Annotated in this window: 21 protein-coding genes and 1 tRNA gene; 14 read left to right on the top strand and 8 right to left on the bottom strand. The window is 67.4% G+C overall.

All coding sequences use genetic code 11. The features are described from left to right. The first annotated feature begins 30 nt into the window (after nt 1-30). The 8 genes from pcaH (at nt 31) to NTM_RS27530 (ending at nt 7351) form a co-directional block, all read left to right on the top strand. Nucleotides 31-822 (top strand): protocatechuate 3,4-dioxygenase subunit beta, encoded by a 792-nt coding sequence (gene pcaH, locus NTM_RS27565; protein ID WP_163769657.1) that lies wholly within the window; start codon nt 31-33, stop codon nt 820-822. Continuing rightward, entirely contained in the window at nt 822-1391 is a 570-nt protein-coding gene (gene pcaG, locus NTM_RS27560; RefSeq protein WP_163769200.1) for a protocatechuate 3,4-dioxygenase subunit alpha, read from the top strand. Before pcaH ends, pcaG begins: the two co-directional genes overlap by 1 nt. Continuing rightward, complete coding sequence (locus NTM_RS27555) at nt 1388-2587, top strand: lyase family protein (protein ID WP_163769199.1); 1200 nt, start codon at nt 1388-1390, stop codon at nt 2585-2587. The genes pcaG and NTM_RS27555 overlap by 4 nt, the downstream gene beginning before the upstream one ends. Next, complete coding sequence (gene pcaDC, locus NTM_RS27550; protein ID WP_163769198.1) at nt 2584-3765, top strand: bifunctional 3-oxoadipate enol-lactonase/4-carboxymuconolactone decarboxylase PcaDC; 1182 nt, start codon at nt 2584-2586, stop codon at nt 3763-3765. Before NTM_RS27555 ends, pcaDC begins: the two co-directional genes overlap by 4 nt. Further along, the gene (locus tag NTM_RS27545) at nt 3762-4451 is read left to right on the top strand and encodes a 3-oxoacid CoA-transferase subunit A (protein ID WP_104863209.1); all 690 of its coding nucleotides are present in this window, start codon (nt 3762-3764) and stop codon (nt 4449-4451) included. The genes pcaDC and NTM_RS27545 overlap by 4 nt, the downstream gene beginning before the upstream one ends. A 65-nt stretch (nt 4452-4516) precedes the next feature. Then, nucleotides 4517-5134, top strand: coding sequence for a 3-oxoacid CoA-transferase subunit B (locus tag NTM_RS27540; RefSeq protein ID WP_163769656.1), 618 nt, complete (start codon nt 4517-4519; stop codon nt 5132-5134). Between the two features lie 41 nt (nt 5135-5175). After that, nucleotides 5176-7026, top strand: a complete 1851-nt coding sequence (locus NTM_RS27535; RefSeq protein ID WP_163769197.1) for a sugar phosphate isomerase/epimerase and 4-hydroxyphenylpyruvate domain-containing protein — start codon at nt 5176-5178, stop codon at nt 7024-7026. Nucleotides 7027-7277: 251 nt separating this feature from the next. Continuing rightward, nucleotides 7278-7351, top strand: a tRNA-Met gene (locus tag NTM_RS27530). A 664-nt stretch (nt 7352-8015) separates the two neighbouring features. Here NTM_RS27530 and NTM_RS27525 read toward each other — a convergent pair. Then, nucleotides 8016-9176 (bottom strand): iron-containing alcohol dehydrogenase, encoded by a 1161-nt coding sequence (locus tag NTM_RS27525; RefSeq protein ID WP_104863211.1) that lies wholly within the window; start codon nt 9174-9176, stop codon nt 8016-8018. Between the two features lie 4 nt (nt 9177-9180). Beyond that, a complete protein-coding gene (locus NTM_RS27520; RefSeq protein WP_163769196.1) occupies nt 9181-10692 on the bottom strand; it encodes a CoA-acylating methylmalonate-semialdehyde dehydrogenase in 1512 nt (503 codons plus the stop codon). A gap of 83 nt (nt 10693-10775) precedes the next feature. Here NTM_RS27520 and NTM_RS27515 point away from each other — a divergent pair, with 83 nt between their 5' ends. The 4 genes from NTM_RS27515 (at nt 10776) to NTM_RS29105 (ending at nt 15188) form a co-directional block, all read left to right on the top strand. After that, a complete protein-coding gene (locus NTM_RS27515) occupies nt 10776-11678 on the top strand; it encodes a LysR family transcriptional regulator (protein ID WP_104865776.1) in 903 nt (300 codons plus the stop codon). A gap of 237 nt (nt 11679-11915) precedes the next feature. Further along, entirely contained in the window at nt 11916-13385 is a 1470-nt protein-coding gene (locus tag NTM_RS27510) for a purine-cytosine permease family protein (RefSeq protein WP_104865832.1), read from the top strand. A gap of 23 nt (nt 13386-13408) precedes the next feature. Then, nucleotides 13409-14851 (top strand): amidase, encoded by a 1443-nt coding sequence (locus tag NTM_RS27505; RefSeq protein ID WP_163769195.1) that lies wholly within the window; start codon nt 13409-13411, stop codon nt 14849-14851. Nucleotides 14852-14918: 67 nt separating this feature from the next. Then, entirely contained in the window at nt 14919-15188 is a 270-nt protein-coding gene (locus NTM_RS29105; protein WP_142407195.1) for a DUF1932 domain-containing protein, read from the top strand. Between the two features lie 54 nt (nt 15189-15242). On the opposite strand, the gene NTM_RS27495 is transcribed toward NTM_RS29105, so the two are convergent. Continuing rightward, entirely contained in the window at nt 15243-15707 is a 465-nt protein-coding gene (locus NTM_RS27495; RefSeq protein WP_163769194.1) for an SRPBCC family protein, read from the bottom strand. Next, nucleotides 15704-16033, bottom strand: a complete 330-nt coding sequence (locus NTM_RS27490) for an ArsR/SmtB family transcription factor (protein WP_104865779.1) — start codon at nt 16031-16033, stop codon at nt 15704-15706. The genes NTM_RS27495 and NTM_RS27490 overlap by 4 nt, the downstream gene beginning before the upstream one ends. Nucleotides 16034-16116: 83 nt before the next feature. Between NTM_RS27490 and NTM_RS27485 the strand changes: the two genes are divergently transcribed. Continuing rightward, nucleotides 16117-16851, top strand: coding sequence for a DUF899 domain-containing protein (locus NTM_RS27485; RefSeq protein ID WP_104865780.1), 735 nt, complete (start codon nt 16117-16119; stop codon nt 16849-16851). Between the two features lie 33 nt (nt 16852-16884). Here the strand turns inward: NTM_RS27485 and NTM_RS27480 are convergent, their stop codons facing one another. From NTM_RS27480 to NTM_RS27470, 3 genes are all read right to left on the bottom strand, one after another. After that, on the bottom strand, nt 16885-17250 hold the full coding sequence (locus NTM_RS27480; protein WP_170312002.1) for a SpoIIAA family protein: 366 nt from the start codon (nt 17248-17250) through the stop codon (nt 16885-16887). A gap of 190 nt (nt 17251-17440) precedes the next feature. Next, nucleotides 17441-18637 (bottom strand): histidine phosphatase family protein, encoded by a 1197-nt coding sequence (locus tag NTM_RS27475; RefSeq protein WP_232079862.1) that lies wholly within the window; start codon nt 18635-18637, stop codon nt 17441-17443. A 177-nt stretch (nt 18638-18814) separates the two neighbouring features. Beyond that, nucleotides 18815-19423: a TetR/AcrR family transcriptional regulator gene (locus NTM_RS27470; protein ID WP_163769192.1), complete on the bottom strand. Its 609-nt coding sequence runs from the start codon at nt 19421-19423 to the stop codon at nt 18815-18817. Between the two features lie 80 nt (nt 19424-19503). Here NTM_RS27470 and NTM_RS27465 point away from each other — a divergent pair, with 80 nt between their 5' ends. Continuing rightward, a complete protein-coding gene (locus NTM_RS27465; protein ID WP_104865782.1) occupies nt 19504-20040 on the top strand; it encodes a peroxiredoxin-like family protein in 537 nt (178 codons plus the stop codon). 13 nt (nt 20041-20053) lie between these two features. Here the strand turns inward: NTM_RS27465 and NTM_RS27460 are convergent, their stop codons facing one another. Beyond that, entirely contained in the window at nt 20054-20425 is a 372-nt protein-coding gene (locus NTM_RS27460) for a DUF4345 domain-containing protein (RefSeq protein ID WP_179964015.1), read from the bottom strand. Nucleotides 20426-20448: the final 23 nt, after the last annotated feature.

Raw genomic sequence — 20448 nt, 5'->3', positions numbered from 1 at the left:
GTGCAGAACACGACCGTGCAGAACGCCACGATGCCGATCGCGGCCGACTCCGACAGCGCCACCGCCAGCCAGCAGGCGATCAGCGCGCAGATGGCAGCGATCGCAACGGCTTACGAGCGCGCCGGGGTCGAGGAGACGCAGCCCCGGCTCGACTACCCGCCGTACCGCAGTAGCCTGCTGCGCCATCCCACCAAGGACCTCCACCACGCGGACCCCGAGGGAGTCGAACTGTGGACACCGTGTTTCTCCGAACGCGATGTCGACCCGCTCGAAGCCGATCTCACCATCCAGCACGGAGGTGAACCGATCGGTGAGCGGATGGTGGTGACCGGTCGGGTACTCGACGGCGACGGGCGGCCCGTGCGGCGCCAGCTCGTCGAGATCTGGCAGGCCAATGCGGGTGGGCGCTACGTCCACAAGCGTGACCAGCATCCGGCGGCGATCGACCCCAACTTCACGGGCGTCGGCCGCTGCCTGACCGACGACGACGGCACCTACCGGTTCACCACCATCAAGCCGGGACCGTACCCGTGGAAGAACCACCGCAATGCCTGGCGCCCCGCGCACATCCACTTCTCGCTGTTCGGAACGGAATTCACGCAGCGGATGGTCACCCAGATGTACTTTCCCAATGATCCGCTGTTCGGCCTGGACCCGATTTATCAGGCCATCACCGACCGCAAGGCGCGGGAGCGGTTGGTTGCCACCTACGACCACGGTGTCACCACCCACGAGTGGGCGACGGGGTACCGCTGGGACATCGTGCTCAGCGGCGCGACATCCACCCCGACCGAGAGCGCCGACCAGGGAGGCGACCACTGATGGGTGCATTGCTGACCGCGACTCCGGGACAGACCGTCGGCCCGTTCTTCGGATACGCTCTGCCGTTCGACCGGTGCCACGAACTCGTGCCCCCCGGTTCGCCGAATGCCGTTCAACTGTCGGGCATCGTCGCCGCGGGTGACGGTCGCCCGGTACCCGACGCGCTGCTGGAGATCTGGCAGGCCGACGCCGACGGCGCGGTTCCCACGTCCGCCGGGTCACTGCACCGGGACGGCTTCACCTTCACCGGATGGGGTCGGGCGAGCACCGGCGACGACGGCCGGTACTCGTTCTCCACCGTGATCCCCGGCCCGGCCCGGCCAGGGGCGGCGCCGTTCATCCTGATGACCGTGTTCGCGCGCGGACTGCTCAACCGGCTGTTCACCCGCGTCTACGTCCCGGGGGACCACCTGGCCGACGATGCGCTACTGGCCTCGCTGCCGCCTGAACGCCGTCGAACCCTGATCGCCAGGCGCGACCGTGCCGGCCTGCACTTCGACGTCCAATTGCAGGACGCACCAGGGGCGCCCGAGACCGTCTTCCTGCGTTATCCCGGGCAGCGACGGTGACCGATCTCTTCTGGCCGGGGGATCATCTCGCGGGTGACCTGATGAGCGACGACGCGTTCCTCGCCGCGATGGTCGGCGTGGAGCAGGCATGGCTCGGCTGTCTGGTCGACGCCGGCATCGCACCGTCGGACGCCCGGGCGGATCTGCGCGTCGCCGACGGCGACGTCGAGACGATCGCACGGCGCGCCGACGTCGACGGCAACCCCGTCAGCGCCCTGGTCGCGTTGCTCCGGGACCGCTCGGACGGGGAGACGGCGCGGTGGCTGCACCGCGGCCTGACCAGCCAGGACGTGCTCGACACGGCGCTGGTCATCTGCCTGCGTGACGTCCTCATCAGGGTCGGCGCCGAGTGCACCGCGCAGGTTCGCGCGCTGTCCGATCTCATTGAAACCCACCGTGGTGCACCGGTGTTGGCGCACACCCTGACCCAGGCGGCGCTGCCGAGCACCCTCGGTGTGAAGATCGCCCGCTGGCTCGGGGGCGTGCTCGACGCGGCCGAGCCGCTGACCGGCCTGCGCACAGCGCTGCCCGTCCAGGTCGGCGGCGCGGCGGGCACGCTCGCCGCCACCACCGAACTCGCCGGGTCGGTCGACGCAGCACTGGCCTTGAGCGATGCGTTGGCCGATGAGTTGATGCTGGCGCCCGCGCTGCCGTGGCACACCACACGTTCGCCGCTCACCCGGATCGGTGACGCGCTGGTGACGTGCTGCGACGCATGGGGACACATCGCCGCCGACGTGACGACGGGCAGTCGTCCCGAAATCGGCGAGCTGGCCGAGGGCAGCGGAGGCGGATCGTCGACCATGCCGCACAAGAACAATCCCGTGCGCGCCGTGCTGATCCGGCGCGCGGCGCTCACGGCGGGACCGCTGGGCGCCATTCTGCACGCCGCATCCGCTGAGAGCGTCGACGAACGTTCCGACGGCGCCTGGCACGCGGAATGGGCTACGCTGCGGACACTCGCGCGGCGTACCGTCGTCGCCGCCGCGCACACCTCCGACCTGGTGTGCGGGCTGCGAATCGACGAGACCCGCGCCGCCGCCAACCTTGCCGCCGTCGAGGGCGTGCTTTCCGAACAGTGGACGATGACCGAATTGACCGGTCGGCCCGCATTTTCCGACTACACCGGTGCGGCGGATCGCATCGTCGACGCGACGCTGAGCCGTGCCCGCCGCTTCCTCGAGGAGTCCTCGTGACCGTTCCCACGCTGGCCGCCGTCGACTTCGGCGGACCTGTCGACGGGCCGCTCATCCTGCTCGGTCCATCGCTGGGGACCTCGGCGGCCACGCTGTGGGGTTTGGTCGTCGACCGGCTCGTCACCCGCGCCCGTCTCGTCGGCTGGGACCTGCCCGGCCACGGCCGCAGCGCCCCCGCCGCGGCATTCACCATCGCCGACCTCGCCGCTGCGGTACTCGCGCTCGCGGACCGACTCGGTGCCCAGAGTTTCCACTACGCAGGCGATTCCGTGGGTGGTGCCGTGGGCCTGCAGTTGGCCCTCGACGCGCCGAACCGGATGAGCACCGCGACGCTGATGTGCACCGGCGCGGTGATCGGCACCCCAGATGGCTGGCGCGAGCGCGCCGCCACCGTACGCGCCGACGGCATCGCCCCGATGGTTGCCGCCTCGCCGCAGCGCTGGTTCGCAGCCGGTTTCGTCGAGCGCCGCCCCGGCGTCGCGGCGGCACTGATGGACAGCCTGAGCCACACCGATCCGCAGTCCTACGCGTCGACTTGCGAGGCGCTGGCCGACTTCGACGTCACGCGACAGTTGCCTGAGATCGCCCTACCCGTCCTCGCGATCGCGGGCCGCGACGACGTGCCCACCCCACCGGAGTCGTTGCAGCGCATCGTGACCGACGTATCGAACGGCGAGCTTGTCGTGCTGGACGGGGTCGGCCACCTCGCACCCGCCGAGGCGCCCGACCGGATCGCGGCACTGATCGCGCAGCACGTCGGACTGTCGCCGTCTCCGGTCGCCGGCACCGTCGACGACGTCTACCGGGCCGGCATGGCCGTCCGTCGCGAGGTGCTCGGCGACTCCCACGTCGACCGCGCCGTCGCCGCCACCACCGACCTGACCGCGGACTTCCAGCGCATGATCACCGAGTACGCGTGGGGCGGCATCTGGACCCGACCCGGGCTGGACCGCCGCAGCCGCTCGATGATCACGTTGACCGCCCTGATCGCGCGGGGCCACCACGAGGAATTCGCGATGCACCTGCGTGCCGCTCGCCGCAACGGACTGACCAACGACGACATCAAGGAGCTGATCATGCAGACCGCGATCTACTGCGGTGTCCCCGACGCCAACTCCGCGTTCCGCATCGCCGCCGACGTGCTGTCCGATTACGACACCCGCGGCGATGCCCGATGACGCTCATCACCGGCGACCCGCAGGAGGCGGTGGCCGGCATCGGCGACGGGTCGACCGTTCTGGTCGGCGGCTTCGGCATGGCCGGCATGCCCACCGTGCTGATCGACGCGCTCATCGACAACGGCGCCACCGACCTGACCATCGTCAGCAACAACGCCGGCAACGGCGACACCGGTCTGGCCGCGCTGCTGGCCGCCGGGCGGGTGCGCCGGATCATCTGTTCGTTTCCGCGGCAAAGCGATTCGCATGTGTTCGACGAGCTCTACCGTGCGGGCCGGATCGATCTCGAGGTGGTGCCGCAGGGCAACCTCGCCGAACGGATGCGGGCCGCGGGTGCCGGAATCGGCGCGTTCTTCTGTCCCACCGGGTTCGGCACCGACCTGGCGAAGGGGCGTGAGACGCGCACGATCGACGGCCGCGACTACGTCCTGGAGTATCCGATTCGCGGCGACGTGGCCCTCATCGGCGCCTATCGCAGCGACCGGATGGGCAACCTCGTCTACCGCAAGACCGCACGCAACTTCGGACCGGTCATGGCGACGGCCGCCGCCCTGACCATCGTCGAGGTGTCGGCGGTCGTCGAGACCGGCGACATCGACCCGGAAGTGGTGGTGACGCCGTCCATCTACGTCGATCGGGTGCTGGACCTCAGCGCGGCGACCACCTCGGTATCGGAGGCCTCGTGACCATCGCCCTCACCGTGTCGGAGACCGTCGAGAACGTCGACCGGGCACCGCTCGGGCGCGACGAGATGGCGCGGGCCGTCGCCGCCGACATCCCACCCGGGTCGTTCGTCAACCTCGGCATCGGACAGCCCACGAAAGTCTCGGACTACCTGGCCCCCGACAGCGGGATCGTGCTGCACACCGAGAACGGCATGCTGGGGATGGGGCGCGAGGCCGTCGGTGACGAGATCGACCCGGATCTGATCAACGCCGGCAAGATCCCGGTCACCGAGCTGCCCGGCGCGGCGTACTTCCACCATGCCGACTCGTTCGCGATGATGCGGGGCGGCCATCTCGACGTGTGCGTTCTCGGCGCGTTCCAAGTGTCTGAACGCGGGGACCTGGCGAACTGGCACACCGGGGCGCCCGGGGCGATCCCGGCGGTCGGCGGCGCCATGGACCTGGCGATCGGCGCCAAGGACGTCTTCGTCATGATGACTCTGTTCGCCAAGGACGGCACACCGAAACTGGTGCCGCAGTGCACGTATCCGCTGACGGGCTTGGCGTGCGTCAGCCGGGTGTACACCGAACTGGCGACGTTCGCCCTCGGCAAGGACGGGATCCGCGTGATCGCGACCTACGGAACCTCGTTCGCCGAACTCCAGAAGCAGCTGGACCCCACGCTCAAACGCGTGCAGGAGTGACCGGTGCCGACAACCCTCGTTCCGAAAGAAGGCGATTCACCATGACTCTCACCTCCAACCGGCACCTCAAGACCATCGCGACGGTCTGCCTGTCCGGGACGCTCGACGACAAGCTCGTCGCCGCCGCCCATGCCGGGTTCGACGGGATCGAACTGTTCGAACCCGACCTCGTCGCATCGACATCCAGCCCGGCGGAGGTTCGGAAGCGGTGTGAAGAACTCGGGTTGGCCATCGTCCTGTATCAACCGTTCCGGGACCTCGACAGCACCGACCGCGAGCAGTTCGAGCGCAACCTCATCCGTCTTGACCGAAAATTCGACGTCATGGCCGAGCTCGGCGTCGACTTGATTCTGGTCTGTTCCAATGCCTCAGGCGATGCTGTGGCCGACATCGACGAGCTGGCAACGCAATTGCGTGCGGCAGGGGAGGCCGCCGCACGCCGAGGCATGCGAATCGCCTACGAGGCTTTGGCCTGGGGACGCACGGTCGATCTCTGGCAGCAATCCTGGGATGCGGTCCGCCGTGCTGACCACCCCGCCGTCGGCCTGTGTCTGGACAGCTTCCACATCCTGTCGAGATCGTCGACGATGTCCGAACTCGCCGACGTGCCCGGCGACAAGATCTTCTTCCTCCAGCTCGCTGACGCACCGCACAAGGACATGGACGTGTTGCAGTGGAGCAGGCACTACCGGTTGTTTCCGGGGGAGGGGGCGTTCGACCTCGTCGCGTTCACCGCGGCCGTACTGGACGTCGGATACCGGGGTCCGCTGTCGTTGGAGGTGTTCAACGACGTGTTCCGGCAGTCCTCGCCGGTCCGTACGGCGATCGACGCGGTGCGGTCGCTCGGCGCGCTCGAAGCCGGCCTCGACGACGCGCTGCCGCGGCAGCGGTTCGACGTGGCGTTCGTCGAACTGAGCGTCACGCCGACCAGCCTCGCCACCGCTGAACACGCGTTGTCCGCACTGGGATTCACGCAGTCGGCGACGCACCGCACGAAGAAGGTGACGGCGTGGACGCAACACGATGTCACCATCCTGGTGACCGTGGTCACCGATGCAGCCGAGGACGATTCCACCGCGATCGCCGCGATCGGTTTCGACACCGAGGATCCCGCGAGCTTCGCCGCCACGGCTGAGGGTCTCAACGTGGCTGCCCTTCCCCGCGTGGTGCATCCGGGAGAGGCAGATCTGCCTGCCGTCGCGGCGCCGGACGGTGTATCGGTGTTCTTCGTTTCGGGTGAGCCCGAACGGGATTGGCGCCGCGACTTCGACGTCGAATCTGCGACCGGTGCGGTCGCAGACGCCGGCATCACCGATATCGACCACGTCTCGGTCACCGCCCCCTTCGATCGGTACGACGAAAGCGTGTTGTTCTATCGTTCCGTACTCGGAATGCGCACCGAGGAGGTGGCGGAGTATCCGGGACCCTACGGGCTGGTGCGCAGTCATCTGCTCCGCGCGCGGCAGCCGTCCGGATTCGGTGTGGCGCTGGACGGTCCACTGCTCCGCCGGGGGAAGTGGACCCCGGGTGTCCAGACACCCCAGCACATCGCGTTCCTCACCGAGGACATCGTGTCCACCTTGGGCGCGTTACCCGCGGACGCCCCGATCTTGCGTATCCCGGATAACTACTACGTCGATCTGCAGGCTCGGCTGGATCTCACCGACGAGTTCGTGGATCGGATCCGCCGGCTGAACGTCCTTTACGACCGCAGCGCCGACGGCGAGTACCTGCATGCCTATACCGCGGTCATCGGCTCGCAGGTGTACTTCGAGATCGTCGAGCGGCGAGGCAACTACCGGGGCCGTCCGCTCGCCGATGCCCCGGTCCGCATGGCCGCGCACGTCGCCGCGCGACGCGGCAAGTCGTGGCGCGACCGTCCGGCGATGTAGCCGTCGGCGAACAGTCGGGTTTTGTCCACCCGCGAATAGAAGTCCGCTTCCATCTGCCGGTCCGACGCATCGGCGGCCCAGGCGACGAACGAGTCGGCGGCGCGCTGCGGCGGCCGGAAGCGGGACATCCGGCAGCCCATCGTGGAGGCGACCGGGTGCGCCGGCAGGGGTGGCCGTTATCGCGGTGATCGCTGCCCTGAACAGGCGATTTGGAGCCGCAGCTACACGCCGGTAACCTAGCTTCTGCCCGTCGCGGGGTGGAGCAGCTCGGTAGCTCGCTGGGCTCATAACCCAGAGGTCGCAGGTTCGAATCCTGTCCCCGCTACTAGGTGAAACGGCCCTCGGAGGACACTCCGGGGGCCGTTTCCATGGGTTTTGTGTATGTCAGGCTTTCTGACTGACGATGTCAGCGCTTGGCGAGTGCAAGTGAGTATGCCGTCTCGGCTCGGTGCGATGGTTCACGACGGCGAGTGGGACGATCCCGCACCGATGAAACGGCGGACCGTGACCGCCTAAGCCAACAGCACCGGATCCGTAGGCCTCGACGACGTCATCGTCAGCGGAAATCAGCGCCTTCGTTGGCGCCGGCAGACCACGGGGCTGCCGGCACGAAGAGGACGGCAAGCGCACCGGGCCCGATGGCATAGGCCGGCGATCAACGCGGGTGGGACAACAAGCGACAAGACCGCCTCGGTGCGTGCGCCGCATAACGCATCCAGACCCTCGGGGCCGTCCTCGGCGGTGTCGGCCAGTCGCATGACGGCCGCAACCCGGGCGATGTGCACAGCCGTCGGCGACACCGGCACGACGCGAGCCGCACCGGTGTCACCACGAGACTCCGTCAGTACCAGCGACTGCCAGGACAGGTCAGCGCGGTCGCGACTGCGAGGTCACCACTGAGCCGGTCCACCGCGGGCAGCGTCATGCCGGTGGACTGCCCACTGGCGGCCCTGCGCGGGCCACGATACGGACCGGGAACCGGCCCGGTTTTACTGGTAGATCGCCTGATACAGCTCGATCACCTCGTCGGCGTCGGGAACCCGCGGGTTGTTGCCCGGGGATCCGGAGGCCAGCGCCTGCGTAGCCATCACCTCAAGGCGCGAATCCCACTCCGTCGCGTCGATGCCGTACTGCGCGGGCGATGGCACCGAGACATCGGCGCACAGTGCGTCGAGTTCATCGACCAGCGCACCCGCGGCCACGGCATCACTGGCGGAATCGTCGGCGAGGCGCATCGCGCGCGCACACTCGGCATACCGGGCCGTGGCTGCCTGTGCCGAGAATCTGGTCACGGCCGGCAGCAGCATCGCGTTCGACAGGCCATGTGCGACATGAAAATGCCCGCCGATGGGACGGCTCATTCCGTGCACCAGGGCCACGCTGGCATTGGAGAACGCCATTCCGGCCTGCGTGGAGGCCAGCATCATCGCTTCCCGCGCGGCACGATCCTCGCCGTCGGCGTACGCGCGCCTGAGGTTGCCGCTGATGGTGCGCATCGCCACCAGCGCCAACCCGTCGCTGAACGGATTCGCCCGACGGCTCACAAAGGCCTCGATGGCATGCGTCAGCGCGTCGACACCGGTGTCGGCGGTCAGGCGTGCCGGCATCGATATCGTCAACTCGAAGTCGATGACCGTGGCGACCGGAAGGAACGACAGGCCGGGGCACAGCATTTTCTCATCGGTGTCGTCATCGGTGATCACCGTGAACTGTGTGGCCTCCGAACCACTTCCGGCGGTGGTCGGTACCGCGATGATGGGCAGTGCCGGTCCGGCGTAGAGGTTCGGCGCCTTGAAGGAGGCGATGTCGCCGTCGGCGACTGCCAGCACGGCGAGCGCCTTCGCGGTGTCCATGGGGCTACCGCCACCGAATCCGATGACACCGTCGGCCCGATGCCGCCGCACGGTCTCGAGTCCGGGCGCCAGGGATGACGATGTCGGATCGGGCACCGTCTCGGAGAACAGTGCCGGCTCGCAACCGGCCTGGCGCAGGATGCTCATCAACCGGTCCGCCTGGCCGGTCTGGGTGAGGTACCCGTCGGTCACGAGGACCGGACGCGCGATGCCGACCTGTGCGCACAGCGTCCCGAGGTCGGCCGCGGCACCGGCGCCGATCTTGCTGTGTCGAGGAAGAGTCACGTTGTAAGACATGGGATTATCCGTTCTCGGGGAAGCCGAGGTTGATGCCGCCGTGCGAGGGGTCCAGCCAGCGCTGCGTGATGGCCTTCTGGCGGGTGAAGAACTGCACGCCGTCCATCCCGTGGGCGTGGGAGTCACCGAACAGCGAGGCCTTCCAGCCGCCGAAGCTGTAGTAGGCCATCGGCACGGGGATGGGCACGTTGATGCCGACCATGCCGACCTCGACCTCGTTCTGGAACCGCCGGGCCGCGCCGCCGTCGTTGGTGAAGATCGCGGTGCCGTTGCCGTAGGGGTTGCTGTTGATCAGTTCCAGCGCCTGGTCGTAGGTGTCCACCCGGACCACCGACAGGACGGGGCCGAAGATCTCGTCGGTGTAGACGGTCATGTCGGGGGTGACGTTGTCGAGCAGGGTGGGGCCCAGCCAGAACCCGTCAGCGGAACCGTCGGCCTGCACGGTGCGTCCGTCGACGACGACCTTGGCGCCGGCAGCCTCGCCGGCGTCGATGTAGGAGGCGACCTTGTCGCGGTGGGCCTTGGTGACCAGAGGACCCATGTCGGTGTTCTTGGTGCCGTCGCCGATCTTGAGGCCGGTGGTGCGTTCGCGGATCTTGGCGACCAGGTCGTCGGCGATGGGTCCGACGGCTACACACGCGCTGATGGCCATGCAGCGCTCGCCGGCGCTACCGAAGCCGGCGTTGACCATCGCGTCGGCGGCCAGATCGAGGTCGGCGTCGGGCAGGATCACGGCGTGGTTCTTGGCGCCACCGAGGGCCTGGACCCGCTTGCCCGCGGCGGTGCCGGTGGAGTACACGTACTGCGCGATCGGGGTGGACCCGACGAAGCTGACGCTCTTGATCTTGGGGTTGGTGAGCAGCTCGTCGACGGCGGTCTTGTCGCCCTGGAGCACGTTGAAGACGCCTTCGGGCAGGCCGGCTTCCTTCCACAGTTCGGCCAGCCACAGCGACGCCGACGGGTCCTTCTCCGAGGGCTTCAGCACGACGGTGTTGCCCGCGGCGATGGCGACCGGGAAGAACCACATCGGGACCATGGCGGGGAAGTTGAACGGCGAGATGATCGCGACCGGGCCCAGCGGCTGGCGTACCGAGTAGACGTCGATTTTGGTCGACGCGTTCTCGGTGAAGCCGCCCTTGAGCAGATGCGGGATGCCGCAGGCGAACTCGACGACCTCCTGGCCGCGGGCGACCTCGCCGAGGGCGTCGGAGACGACCTTGCCGTGCTCGCTGGTGATGATTTCGGCCAGCTCGCCTTTGCGGGAGTTGAGCAGTTCGCGGAAGCGGAACAGGATCTGGGTGCGCTTGGCCAGCGAGGTGTCCCGCCAGGCCGGGAACGCCGCGGCGGCGGCGTCGATGACGGCCTGGGCATCGGCGACCGAGGCCAACGCGACCCGACCGGTCACCGCGCCGGAGGCCGGATTCGTCACCGGAGCGGTCTGACCCGAAGAGCCTTGAAAGAGTTGGTTGTTCGACCAGTGGCTGATGGTCGAGGGCTGAGGTGCGGTCTGAGTCACCCCACCATGGGAAGTGAGATTTGCGCACGAGTCAACGAGTAAATACGCTCCGGGTACTGCAAAAATGCACGATCGGAGGTCCCATGCTCAGCGCGGACAATCTTCGCTACTTTCTCGAAGTGGCCCGGGCCGGTCGGCTGAGCGACGCCTCCCGCGTATTGGAGGTCGACCACACCACGGTGGGGCGACGCATCACCGCGCTCGAGCGCTCGGTGGGGGAGAGGCTGTTCGACCGGGCTCCGAGCGGATGGCGACTGACCGAGGCGGGTAAGCGGATGATGCCCCGCGCGGAGGCCGTCGAGTCGGCGGTGATGGCCGCCTACGATGTCCAGGGTGCGACGCCCGATGTCCTCACCGGGTCGATCCGTATCACGGCAACCGATGGTTTCGGTGCGTTCATCATCGCGCCACACCTCGTCGAGTTGAAGGATGCGCACCCGCGTCTGACCGTCGAGCTTGTTACGGCCACCGTGCACAACGCTGTGTCCGAGCGGCACTTCGACGTGGCCGTCACGTTGGAGCGGCCGACGTCGCGCGCGGTTCGCTCCGAGGTGCTGTGCCACTATCACCTCGGCCTCTACGCGACCGCCGAGTACCTGGACTCCCACCCGCCCATCGCGAAAGTTGCCGATCTGCGGGCGCATACCCTCATCTGGTACGTCAACGCGTTGATGGACGTGGAACCGCTCAGGATTCTCGACGAGCTACCCCATGTCCAGAATGTCGACGCGCAGATATCGAACATCACCGGGCATTGGCTCGCGGCCCGAAGCGGACTCGGTGTCGCCCCGTTGCCCGCCTACATCGCCAACGGTGATGAACGCCTGGTCCGGGTGCTACCGGATGCCTTCAGTGTGCGCAGGTTGTACTGGTTGGTCGTACCGCGCGAGCTGGAGCGTCTTGAGCGGGTGCGTACGGTGTGTGCATTCCTGCGCGACACGGTCGAGGCGCATCCCGACCTCAGCCTCGGCAAGCGTCAGGCCTAACCGCCGCGAACTTGAAAAATGTTGCGCTGCAATTTAATTGAAGAGTAGCGGCGGCCTGCTGAATCAGCTGCATTTATGCACGGCGAGGTGCAGTAATGTCCATTGACTTCGGCCCGCACCGCCGATGAGATGTAGTTCACATCACGGGTAAACGACTCCGGCGTCGGTCCCGCCCACGTGATGTCACCGAACGCGCCCGAACCCCGCGCAGATCTCGAGTCGGAAAGGACTCACGCCTTGAGTTTGAGAAGCTACTTCCACGGTCCGGCCACCAGTTTGGACGACCAGGTGGAAAGTTATGCGACCACCCGGGTGCCGGACAGCCAGCGCTGGCGTCGACCTGCCATCCTGCTCGTGCTCACCGGCAACGTGACCGCGATGTTCTGGTTTGCGTTGGGCGGCCAGATGGGATTTCTGGTCGGCTGGCCGGGAGTGCTCGTCCCTATCGCCTATATGGTCATCGGTGCGACGGTGGTCGGTGCGCTGATCATGCGGATCGCCAGCCAGCAGGGCCTCTCGCTGCCACTGCTTTCCCGCGGCTTGGGTTTCGGCGCACGGGGTTCGGCTATCGCCTCCTTCGTCTACGCCGTGAACTACGTCTTCTACTTCATCTTCGAGGGCAGCATCGTCTCCCACGGGCTCAGTGAGATCCTCGGGATATCCATCGATTCCGCAGCGGCCAGCGTGGTCTTCGCCGTCGTCGCGTTGATCGCGCTGTACTACTCGTGGCGGGGTATGCATTCGATGAATGTCCTGCAGCGCTTCGGTATGCCGATATTCCTGATCCTCTTCGTCATCGGAATGGTGATGCTGGCCAACGGTTATGTGCTCGCCGGGCCGGGCGAATGGGTTGTCGAAGACGGTGTGACGGCAACCGCGATGTGGCAGGCCCTGAGCCTGGCCAATGGCCAGGTGGTGTTCCAGGCGCTCATCGCCACCGACTACGGACGTTTCGTGAAGCGCTCGGTGTCCTACGTCGGCACCGGTGGGGTCATGCTGATCGAACTGTTGATGATCTCGGTCGTCATGGTGCTCGGCGTTTTCCTCGGGTTCACGATGATCGAGTACTTCGACGGTGAGCGCTCTGCCCGCGAGCTGGCCGCCACCGACCCCGGGCTGATCTTCGCGGTGGTGATGGGAGTGCTCGGCGTCGTCTTCGCGATCCTGACCCAGGTCCGGATCAACGTGATGAATCTCTACTCGGGATCACTGGCACTGTCGAATGCCTGGGATGTGCTCTCGCCGAAGCGCGTCGGACGGCAGTGGTGGATGGTGCTGCTGGTCGTCCTCGGAATCGCGCTGTACCCGATCAACGTGTTGCAGTACACCGACAAGTTCCTCGCAGTCACCGGCATCATGACCAACACCTGGATTTTCATCCTTCTCAGCGACTACTTCATCTGCCGCAAGTTGCTCAAACTCGCCCCGAGCACGCTGGTCGAGTTCCGCGAGGGTAGGGTGAAGAACTGGAACTACTGTGGAATGACCGCTCTTGCAACCGGTATCGCGGTCGGTGCACTCGGAGTGGCCGGCGTGTACCCGCTGTACTTCGCCTCGTTCGCAGCGATGCTGGTGGGGCCCATCGTGTACGTCCCGTTGACTATCCTGAGCAAGGGTTCCCAATACGGGCTGCCGGCCGCCGAGTCCGAGGATCCCATGGCCGACCAGCGGACGTCGACGACCGTCGATGCCGGCGAGCGAGCCTAGAAGTGTTGAAAAGGATTGAAGAAATGACCGACAGCGACACCGACACCCGGGTTAGCGACACGGCGGATCCGGCACTGCACTACCGGGAGATCAGCGAACTCGTGCCGCTGTTGTCCGCCGGAGATGTCACCTCTTTGCAGTTGACCGAGATGACACTGGAACGGATCGGCGCCGTCGACCAGCGCCTGGGGTCGTTTGCGTTCGTCGCCGCCGACGAGGCCCTGCTGCGCGCGAAGGAATCCGACGAGCGCCGCAGAGCCGGCGGCACGCGTGGTCCATTGGACGGTATTCCGTTGGCCATCAAGGACATCTACGACAAAGCCGGGTGGCGCACCGAAGCCGGTATGGCGTTGCGCGCCGGTCAGGTGGCCAATGACACGGCTACGGTGGTGACCAGGCTCGAAGAGGCCGGCGCCGTGATCGTGGGCAAGGTGCACACCACCGAAGGGGTGTACACCGAGCACACGCCCCCATTCCGGGCGCCGCTGAATCCGTGGGACCCCAGTCGCTGGGTCGGGGTCTCCTCGAGTGGCAGTGGAGTAGCCCCGGTTGCCGGATTATGCTACGGCGCATTGGGTTCGGATACCGGCGGCTCCATCCGCATGCCGTCGGCCTCCAACGGCGCCACCGGTCTGAAGCCCACCTGGTCACGGGTCAGCCGTGCCGGTGTCGTCGAGTTGGCCGCCACGCTCGACCACGTCGGGCCGATCTGCCGTTCTGCGCGGGACGCCGGGTTGATCCTCGCGGCGATCGCCGGGGCCGATCCGCGTGATCCGACCGCTTCGCTGCAGCCGGTACCGGAGTTCGGTACCGAGATGCCGGCGTCGTTGCGGGGTGTGCGAATCGGCGTCGATCCGTCATGGAGCTATCGAGACGTCAGTTCCGATGTGGAACAGGCACACCGCGGCGCCGAAGAGATGTTGCGGGAGTTGGGTGCCGAGCTGGTGCACACCGATCTACCTGATCCCGCCCAGGCCATCACCGACTGGTTCGGGGTCTGTGCGGTGCAGACCGCGCGGGCGCACCAGGCGGTGTTCCCCGAGCATCGGGATACCTATGGTCCCGCATTGCGTGAGCTGATCGAGCGCGGCATCGCGATGTCCGGTATCGAATACGACGAGCTTCTGCAGCGTCGCCTGAGGTTCAAGGGCGAGATGGAAGCCGCACTGGCTCCCCTGGACGGGGTGCTGATTCCGGCCATGTCGTTCATCGCGCCACCGGTGGAGAAGATGATCCGGATGGACGAGGAGACCACCGCGGGCGTGCACCGCTTCACCGTGCCGTTCACCCTCTCGCAGCTGCCCACCATCACCTTCCCCGGCGGATTCACGACGACAGAGTCCGGCCTGCCGTTCCCGGTGGGCCTGCAGATGGTCGGCAGCGCGTTCACCGAGCGTCGGCTCGTCGATATCGTCGGCGCCTTCCAGGCTGCGACGCCGTGGAACAAGCGGCATCCGCAACTCTGAACCCTGCGTCATCCGGTCCACGTTCCAGCCGGACGTGCCGACGTTCCAGGAGTCCGGCTAGGTCGTCGTGTCGACCACTGCTCGCGGCTACTCGGCGCCGGCCGGCCTGCCCGAGTCCCGCTACCTCGACGCTGCGCAGTGCGAGCAATTGTGGACTGACCAGGAGCGTCTGCACAGCGGCACCCGCACTCATGCCGAGCGACGCGCGCATGAGATGCAGGACACGGCAGCCTATCTCGAAGAACTCGGCGCTCCCGCCGACATTACGCAGGTCACAGAGAATGCGTCAAGCAGGTTTCGAAGAGCTGCCCCACACACCTGGCCCCTCTCACGCTGAGAGGGCCCACATCGCCGAGACGAACCAGCGATCAGAAAGGGACTTCTTGTGAAATCACTTGCCCGGCAACCCTTCCGATCGCCGCGGCAGCAGCGCCGCCAACTGGTCGGCGGTCACCGCCCAGCCGTGATCGTGGTCGTCGAACGCCTCGGCCGGCAGCAGGGTGTGCTCGATGGACATCAGCGTCTCGGCGTCGCCGACGGGCTCGAACGTGACCGCCACGATGCTCGTCGCCGTCGGGTCGACCCAGCCCGAGTGACTCCAGGTGAACCGCAACAGGTTTGGCCGTTCGAGGGTGAGAATTTGGCCGGTGATGATCGTGAGGGGCTTTCCGTCGGCGTCGTCGACGTCGAAGCGGACGCGACCTCCGACGCGCGGGTCCACGTGCACCGCCACGCAGTGCGACGGGCGCGGGCACATCCAGTCCATCAGGGCGTCGGGATCGAGCCACTCGTCGAAGACCTCCGGCGGCGGCGCGGGCAACCGTCGCCGGACACGAACGACAGGGTCGGCGGTCACCGGGCGCGCTTCTTCGCCAACCGCGCCGCGAGTGCGTCGGCGCGCGCGGACCAGAACTCAGCCTGTTCGTCGATCCAGCGCTGGGCGCCGGTCAACCCGTCCGGTCTCAGCGACAACCAGTGCTCCCGGCCCCGCACCTCGCGCTGGACCAGGCCCGCAGCCTCCAGCACGGCGACGTGGCGCGACACCCCGGCGAACGACATCGGCAATGGCTCGGCCAGATCCGTGATCCGGGCGTCACCGTCACGCAGTGCCTCGAGCAGGCGCCGGCGGGTCGGATCGGCGAGCGCGGCGTAGGCGCGATCCAGCACCGAATCTTCAACCATCTTGTTGACTATAACGCGCCCGCATGGTGTGGTGAGACCAGACATTCAACAAGTCGGTTGAACATTATGGAGGGTGGGAGACCATGCAGGCACCCGCGATCGTGTCCGCGCAGGAATGGCAGGCCGCGCTGGCCGACATGCTGGTCAGAGAGAAGGAACTGACCCGGGCTCGCGACGCGCTCGCCGCGATGCGCCGCCGAATGCCGTGGACCCCGGTGCGCACCGACTACCAGTTCGACGGACCCGAGGGCAGGGTGAGCCTGCTCGACCTCTTCGCGGGCCGTCAGCAGTTGATCGTGTACCGGGCGTTCATGGATCCCGACGTGGACGGCTGGCCCGATCACGGCTGCGTCGGCTGCTCCCTGATGGCCGACCACATCGGCAATCTGGCGCACCTCAACGCCAGGGACACCACTCTGGTCTACGCGTCCCGCGGGCCGCAGGCCGAGATCGCGCGCATCAAGGAGCGGATGGGCTGGCACCACCCGTGGTACACCATGGTTCCCGACGAGTTAGGCGCGTTCGACACCGATTTCGGTGTCGACCAGTGGCATGGCACCAACGCGTTCATCCGCCGACCGGGTGAGGACGGTGACCGCGTGTACCGCACCTATTTCATCGACAACCGCGGCGACGAGGCGTTCGTCAACACCTGGAGCTTCCTGGACATGACGGCGTTGGGCCGGCAGGAGACCTGGGAGGACTCGCCGCACGGATACCCGCAGTCAGCGGCTTACGAATGGTGGTCCTGGCACGACACATACGGTCCACAAGCAGCACCGGATCAGCCGCAGAGCTGCGACCACTGCGCCGGCTAGCGACGCACCGCCCCGAGGCTCACTGCTCGGGTGTCATGCCGCGACCCATTGTTTGGCGTCGTCGAGTTGGTCGAGACCGAACAAGGCCACGTCGCCGGGGATCATCCAGCCCAGCGCGTGCAGGGCGTGGCCGATCCATTCCTTGTCGGTGACGACCGCGGTCCGTTTGAACGCGCCCAGGTGTCTGACGGTGCTGAACCCCTGCTTGATGTCGGCGAGCAGACCGCCGGGCCCGAAACCTTGGTAATCGGCGTCGACTACCTCGATGAACCGGATCTCGTCGGAGTCGAGCATGGTGTCGAGTGTGGATTTGAACTGATGGAAGTCGTCGGCGGTGACCCGGCCCGACACCCGGATGCCGACGACGCCGGCAGGCAGGTCCTGAAGTGCTTCGATCATGAGAATCTCCGATCTCCGTGCACCGACGCTATGTCTTCGAGGCGCGCCGCAAACAGGGCCGAAAGTCATCGGTTCGGGGGAGCCGCCCTGAAGCATCCGCGCCACGGCCGGCGCCGTCGGCCGGAAGCCGCTCCGGGTCCGTTCGCTGAGTAAGTGACCATCGGTCGGCAATGCCGACCGAAGCGACGAGCTACGCTGCCGCCGGCTTCGACGACTCCCTGTCGGCGTCCCGCGAGTCGTCCGCTGCGGTACCCGAGTCTTCGGCCCCGGCGTCCGTCGCGGTTCCGGCATCGGACGCCTCGTCGGATTCCTTGGCGTCCTCCTTGACGTCCTCTGCGTCGCCCTCGACCGCCTCGACCGCGTCGTCGGCGACCTCCGCCGCGTCGTCCTCGTCGGTGGCCCCGTCCCGGCGCGCGTCCGCGCGGCCCTTGCTCGGAGCGGGTGCCTCCTCGCTCGTGTCGGCGACTGTGATGCGCTCCGGTTCCGTCGCCTCGGCGCCCTGCTGCGGCGCGACGGTGGCGGCGACACGTTGAGTCACGGCGGCGTCGGCGGTGTCGTCGGCCGGGCGGAACTCGTCGACGATGTCGCGCACGGTGTCTGGGATGAAGTTGACCACCGCGCGGGTCACCTCGACCACGCCGTCGCGGACCGCGCGCACCAGCGCCTCGAAGTCACCCGACTGGAACGCCTTGCCGATGTTGTACAGCGCGGTCTGCGGCGCGACCACGAGGTCCCGCACATTGACGAGCAGTTTGGTGGCCAGCGACGGATCCGCGGAGACCTGCTGACCCGCCCAGCTGACCAGCGTCCAGCCCTCCTCGGGGCTGCCGTCGATCACCACCGATTCGGTGTTGTCCAGCTGATGGCGGAGCATCAGGCCGAGATCGGGATTGTCGACGTTCATCATCACCCAGAACATGATCGTGGCGCCGTGCGCGAAGGCCACCGCGTTCTCATCGCCGTTGTCGGCGATCTGCCGGACCGCATCGTCGACCCTGGCGTCGAACGCGTTGCCGTCCTCTCCGCCGGGCACGGGCAGAAAGCGGGCGCCCAGCATCCAGGTGACCGGGGCCAGGGCGTAGCCCAACCGGCCCAGGCCCTCGTCCTCGGACGCGCCTTCGAAGATGCCCGCCGAAATCTCCCGCAGGCCGGGCAGGATCTGATAGCTGGACCCGGGCAGCAGCGCGAGCATCGGTTGGGCGGTCTGCTGGGTGCGCAGCATCGACGACACGTAGACGCCGTCGAAGCCCATGCCGGCCAGCACGGGCGCGACCGCATCGGCCTGCGCCCAACCCTTTTCGCTCAGTCCGGGGCCGGGCACCTCGGTGTCGATGATCCCCGCCGCGTTGGCCAGTGATTCGGCGTGACGCACGAACGTCAGTGTCATGGCCCACGACGGAATCGCCGAGATCAAAACCAGGAGGACGGCGGACAGCGCCGCGATCAGGACTGTCCGAACTCGACGTGTCAGTGGATCTCGCATCACCACTCCGTTCCTCGCGCCGTTGCGTTTGCTCACGGTACGACGCGCACGGTGCGGAAAAGACCGAAACCGCGGTGCGGGTCAGAGTTCGAGGCCTCGCAACATGATCTGCAGGCCCTGCGCGAACTCGTCGGCGCCGGTGATCCCGCGCGCGACGGTCGCGGTCTCCGACAGCACCGGGAACTCGCCGGCCGGTAGTTCGGCCAGCGCTCGCGTACCCGGCCCCGTCAACGCGCTGTAGTGCTCGACCTCCAACGCCCCGAAGACGTAGGCGAGCAACGCGCGGAACGCGTACACCCGGCGTGTCCCCGCGAAGCCGGCCTCGGCGAGCACTCCGAGCATCGCCTCACCCCAGCGCATCGACGCGGGCGTGCGGTGCCGGTGGGCCAGGACCAGCGGAACCACGGCGGGGTGCTGTGCGGCGGCCTCGCGCACCCGTTCGACCAACACCGAAACCCGTTGCCGTGCCGAACCCTCCGGCACCCGCAGGTCGACCTTGTCCAGCACCAGGTCGACCACCATCGCCTCGAGCTCGTCGCGGTCGGCGACGTAGCGGTACAGCGACATGGTGCCGATACCCAGCCGGCGCGCCACCGTGCGCATCGACAGCGCGGCAAGGCCGTCGGAGTCGACGACGTCCAGCGCGGCGGCGGCGATCTGCGGCAGGTTCAGCGAGCGTGGGCGAGGCATGACGGTTGACAGCGTACGCCGTACTCCCTACCGTGGTTGTTAGCGTACAGCGCACGCTTATGTGCCCCGGAGGAGTCGCCATGTCGCCACCAACCGCCATCGACAGGACAGAGTTCCGCAGCGTCACAGGTGAACTCATTGCGGTCCCAGACCCGCAGCGGCTGGTCCACCTTCAGTTCCGCCGGTTCGCCGGGTGCCCCATCTGCAACCTGCACCTGCAGTCGTTCGTATCCCGGCACGACGAGATCGACAACGCATCCATCCGGGAGGTCGTGTTCTTCCACTCGCCGGCCGACGAATTGGCCGAGCACACCGCCGGTCTGCCGTTCGCGGCCGTGGCCGACCCGGACAAGGTCGTCTACCGCAGATTCGGCGTCGAAGCGGGCGCGCGGGCCCTGCTGGATCCCCGGAGTTGGAGAGCGATCGTGCGCGGTATCGCGCTGACCAGCGCCGGCCGATTCCGTGCGCCGTCGCTACGGCAGCCCGGCGGGCGACTCGGATTGCCCGCCGATTTCCTGATCGCGCCGGACGGCACCGTGCTGGCAGCCAAGTACGGACGCCATGCGGACGACCAGTGGTCGGTGGACGAGGTGCTGGCGCTCGCCTCCGCGAGCTGACCCGCCCGCCAGGCTAGGAGAACGCCGCCCAGAACAACGCCGCCGCGCCCAGGGCTTCCACCAGGAAGTAGAACCAATTCGGGTAGAACTTCGTCGGTCCGTCGAACAGCGCGGACACCGCGCGCCCGAACGCCATACCGGCCAATACGGCAGCGACGGTGAGCAGGATTCCGGTGCGCACCTCCGGCGGCGCCCACGCCGCGTAACCCGACACCGCGGCGATCGCCACCCCGAAACCGCCATAGACCCCGCGCGCCTCCGCGCGGGCGGTCGCCGTCGTGAGCGCGTATCCGAACGGGCGCAGCATCACCGCCGGCGCCGCCAGCGCGAACACCCCCATGCCGAGGAAGAACACCCCGATCACGCCGATCACGGTCAGAACCACGGTAGCCTCCTGAACACGTCGAT

Source organism: Mycolicibacterium parafortuitum (assembly GCF_010725485.1).
Classification (GTDB): Bacteria; Actinomycetota; Actinomycetes; order Mycobacteriales; family Mycobacteriaceae; genus Mycobacterium.
This window is presented reverse-complemented; position numbering and strand designations above follow the sequence as displayed.

What these genes read in the sequence shown, in the direction of transcription:
- pcaH (WP_163769657.1), top strand. Translation starts at nt 31, where the DNA reads ATGCCGATCGCGGCCGACTCCGACAGCGCCACCGCCAGCCAGCAGGCG.
- pcaG (WP_163769200.1), top strand. Translation starts at nt 822, where the DNA reads ATGGGTGCATTGCTGACCGCGACTCCGGGACAGACCGTCGGCCCGTTC.
- NTM_RS27545 (WP_104863209.1), top strand. Translation starts at nt 3,762, where the DNA reads ATGACGCTCATCACCGGCGACCCGCAGGAGGCGGTGGCCGGCATCGGC.
- NTM_RS27540 (WP_163769656.1), top strand. Translation starts at nt 4,517, where the DNA reads ATGGCGCGGGCCGTCGCCGCCGACATCCCACCCGGGTCGTTCGTCAAC.
- NTM_RS27535 (WP_163769197.1), top strand. Translation starts at nt 5,176, where the DNA reads ATGACTCTCACCTCCAACCGGCACCTCAAGACCATCGCGACGGTCTGC.
- NTM_RS27525 (WP_104863211.1), bottom strand. Translation starts at nt 9,176, where the DNA reads ATGTCTTACAACGTGACTCTTCCTCGACACAGCAAGATCGGCGCCGGT.
- NTM_RS27515 (WP_104865776.1), top strand. Translation starts at nt 10,776, where the DNA reads ATGCTCAGCGCGGACAATCTTCGCTACTTTCTCGAAGTGGCCCGGGCC.
- NTM_RS27505 (WP_163769195.1), top strand. Translation starts at nt 13,409, where the DNA reads ATGACCGACAGCGACACCGACACCCGGGTTAGCGACACGGCGGATCCG.
- NTM_RS27490 (WP_104865779.1), bottom strand. Translation starts at nt 16,033, where the DNA reads ATGGTTGAAGATTCGGTGCTGGATCGCGCCTACGCCGCGCTCGCCGAT.
- NTM_RS27485 (WP_104865780.1), top strand. Translation starts at nt 16,117, where the DNA reads ATGCAGGCACCCGCGATCGTGTCCGCGCAGGAATGGCAGGCCGCGCTG.
- NTM_RS27480 (WP_170312002.1), bottom strand. Translation starts at nt 17,250, where the DNA reads ATGATCGAAGCACTTCAGGACCTGCCTGCCGGCGTCGTCGGCATCCGG.
- NTM_RS27475 (WP_232079862.1), bottom strand. Translation starts at nt 18,637, where the DNA reads ATGACACTGACGTTCGTGCGTCACGCCGAATCACTGGCCAACGCGGCG.
- NTM_RS27470 (WP_163769192.1), bottom strand. Translation starts at nt 19,423, where the DNA reads ATGCCTCGCCCACGCTCGCTGAACCTGCCGCAGATCGCCGCCGCCGCG.
- NTM_RS27465 (WP_104865782.1), top strand. Translation starts at nt 19,504, where the DNA reads ATGTCGCCACCAACCGCCATCGACAGGACAGAGTTCCGCAGCGTCACA.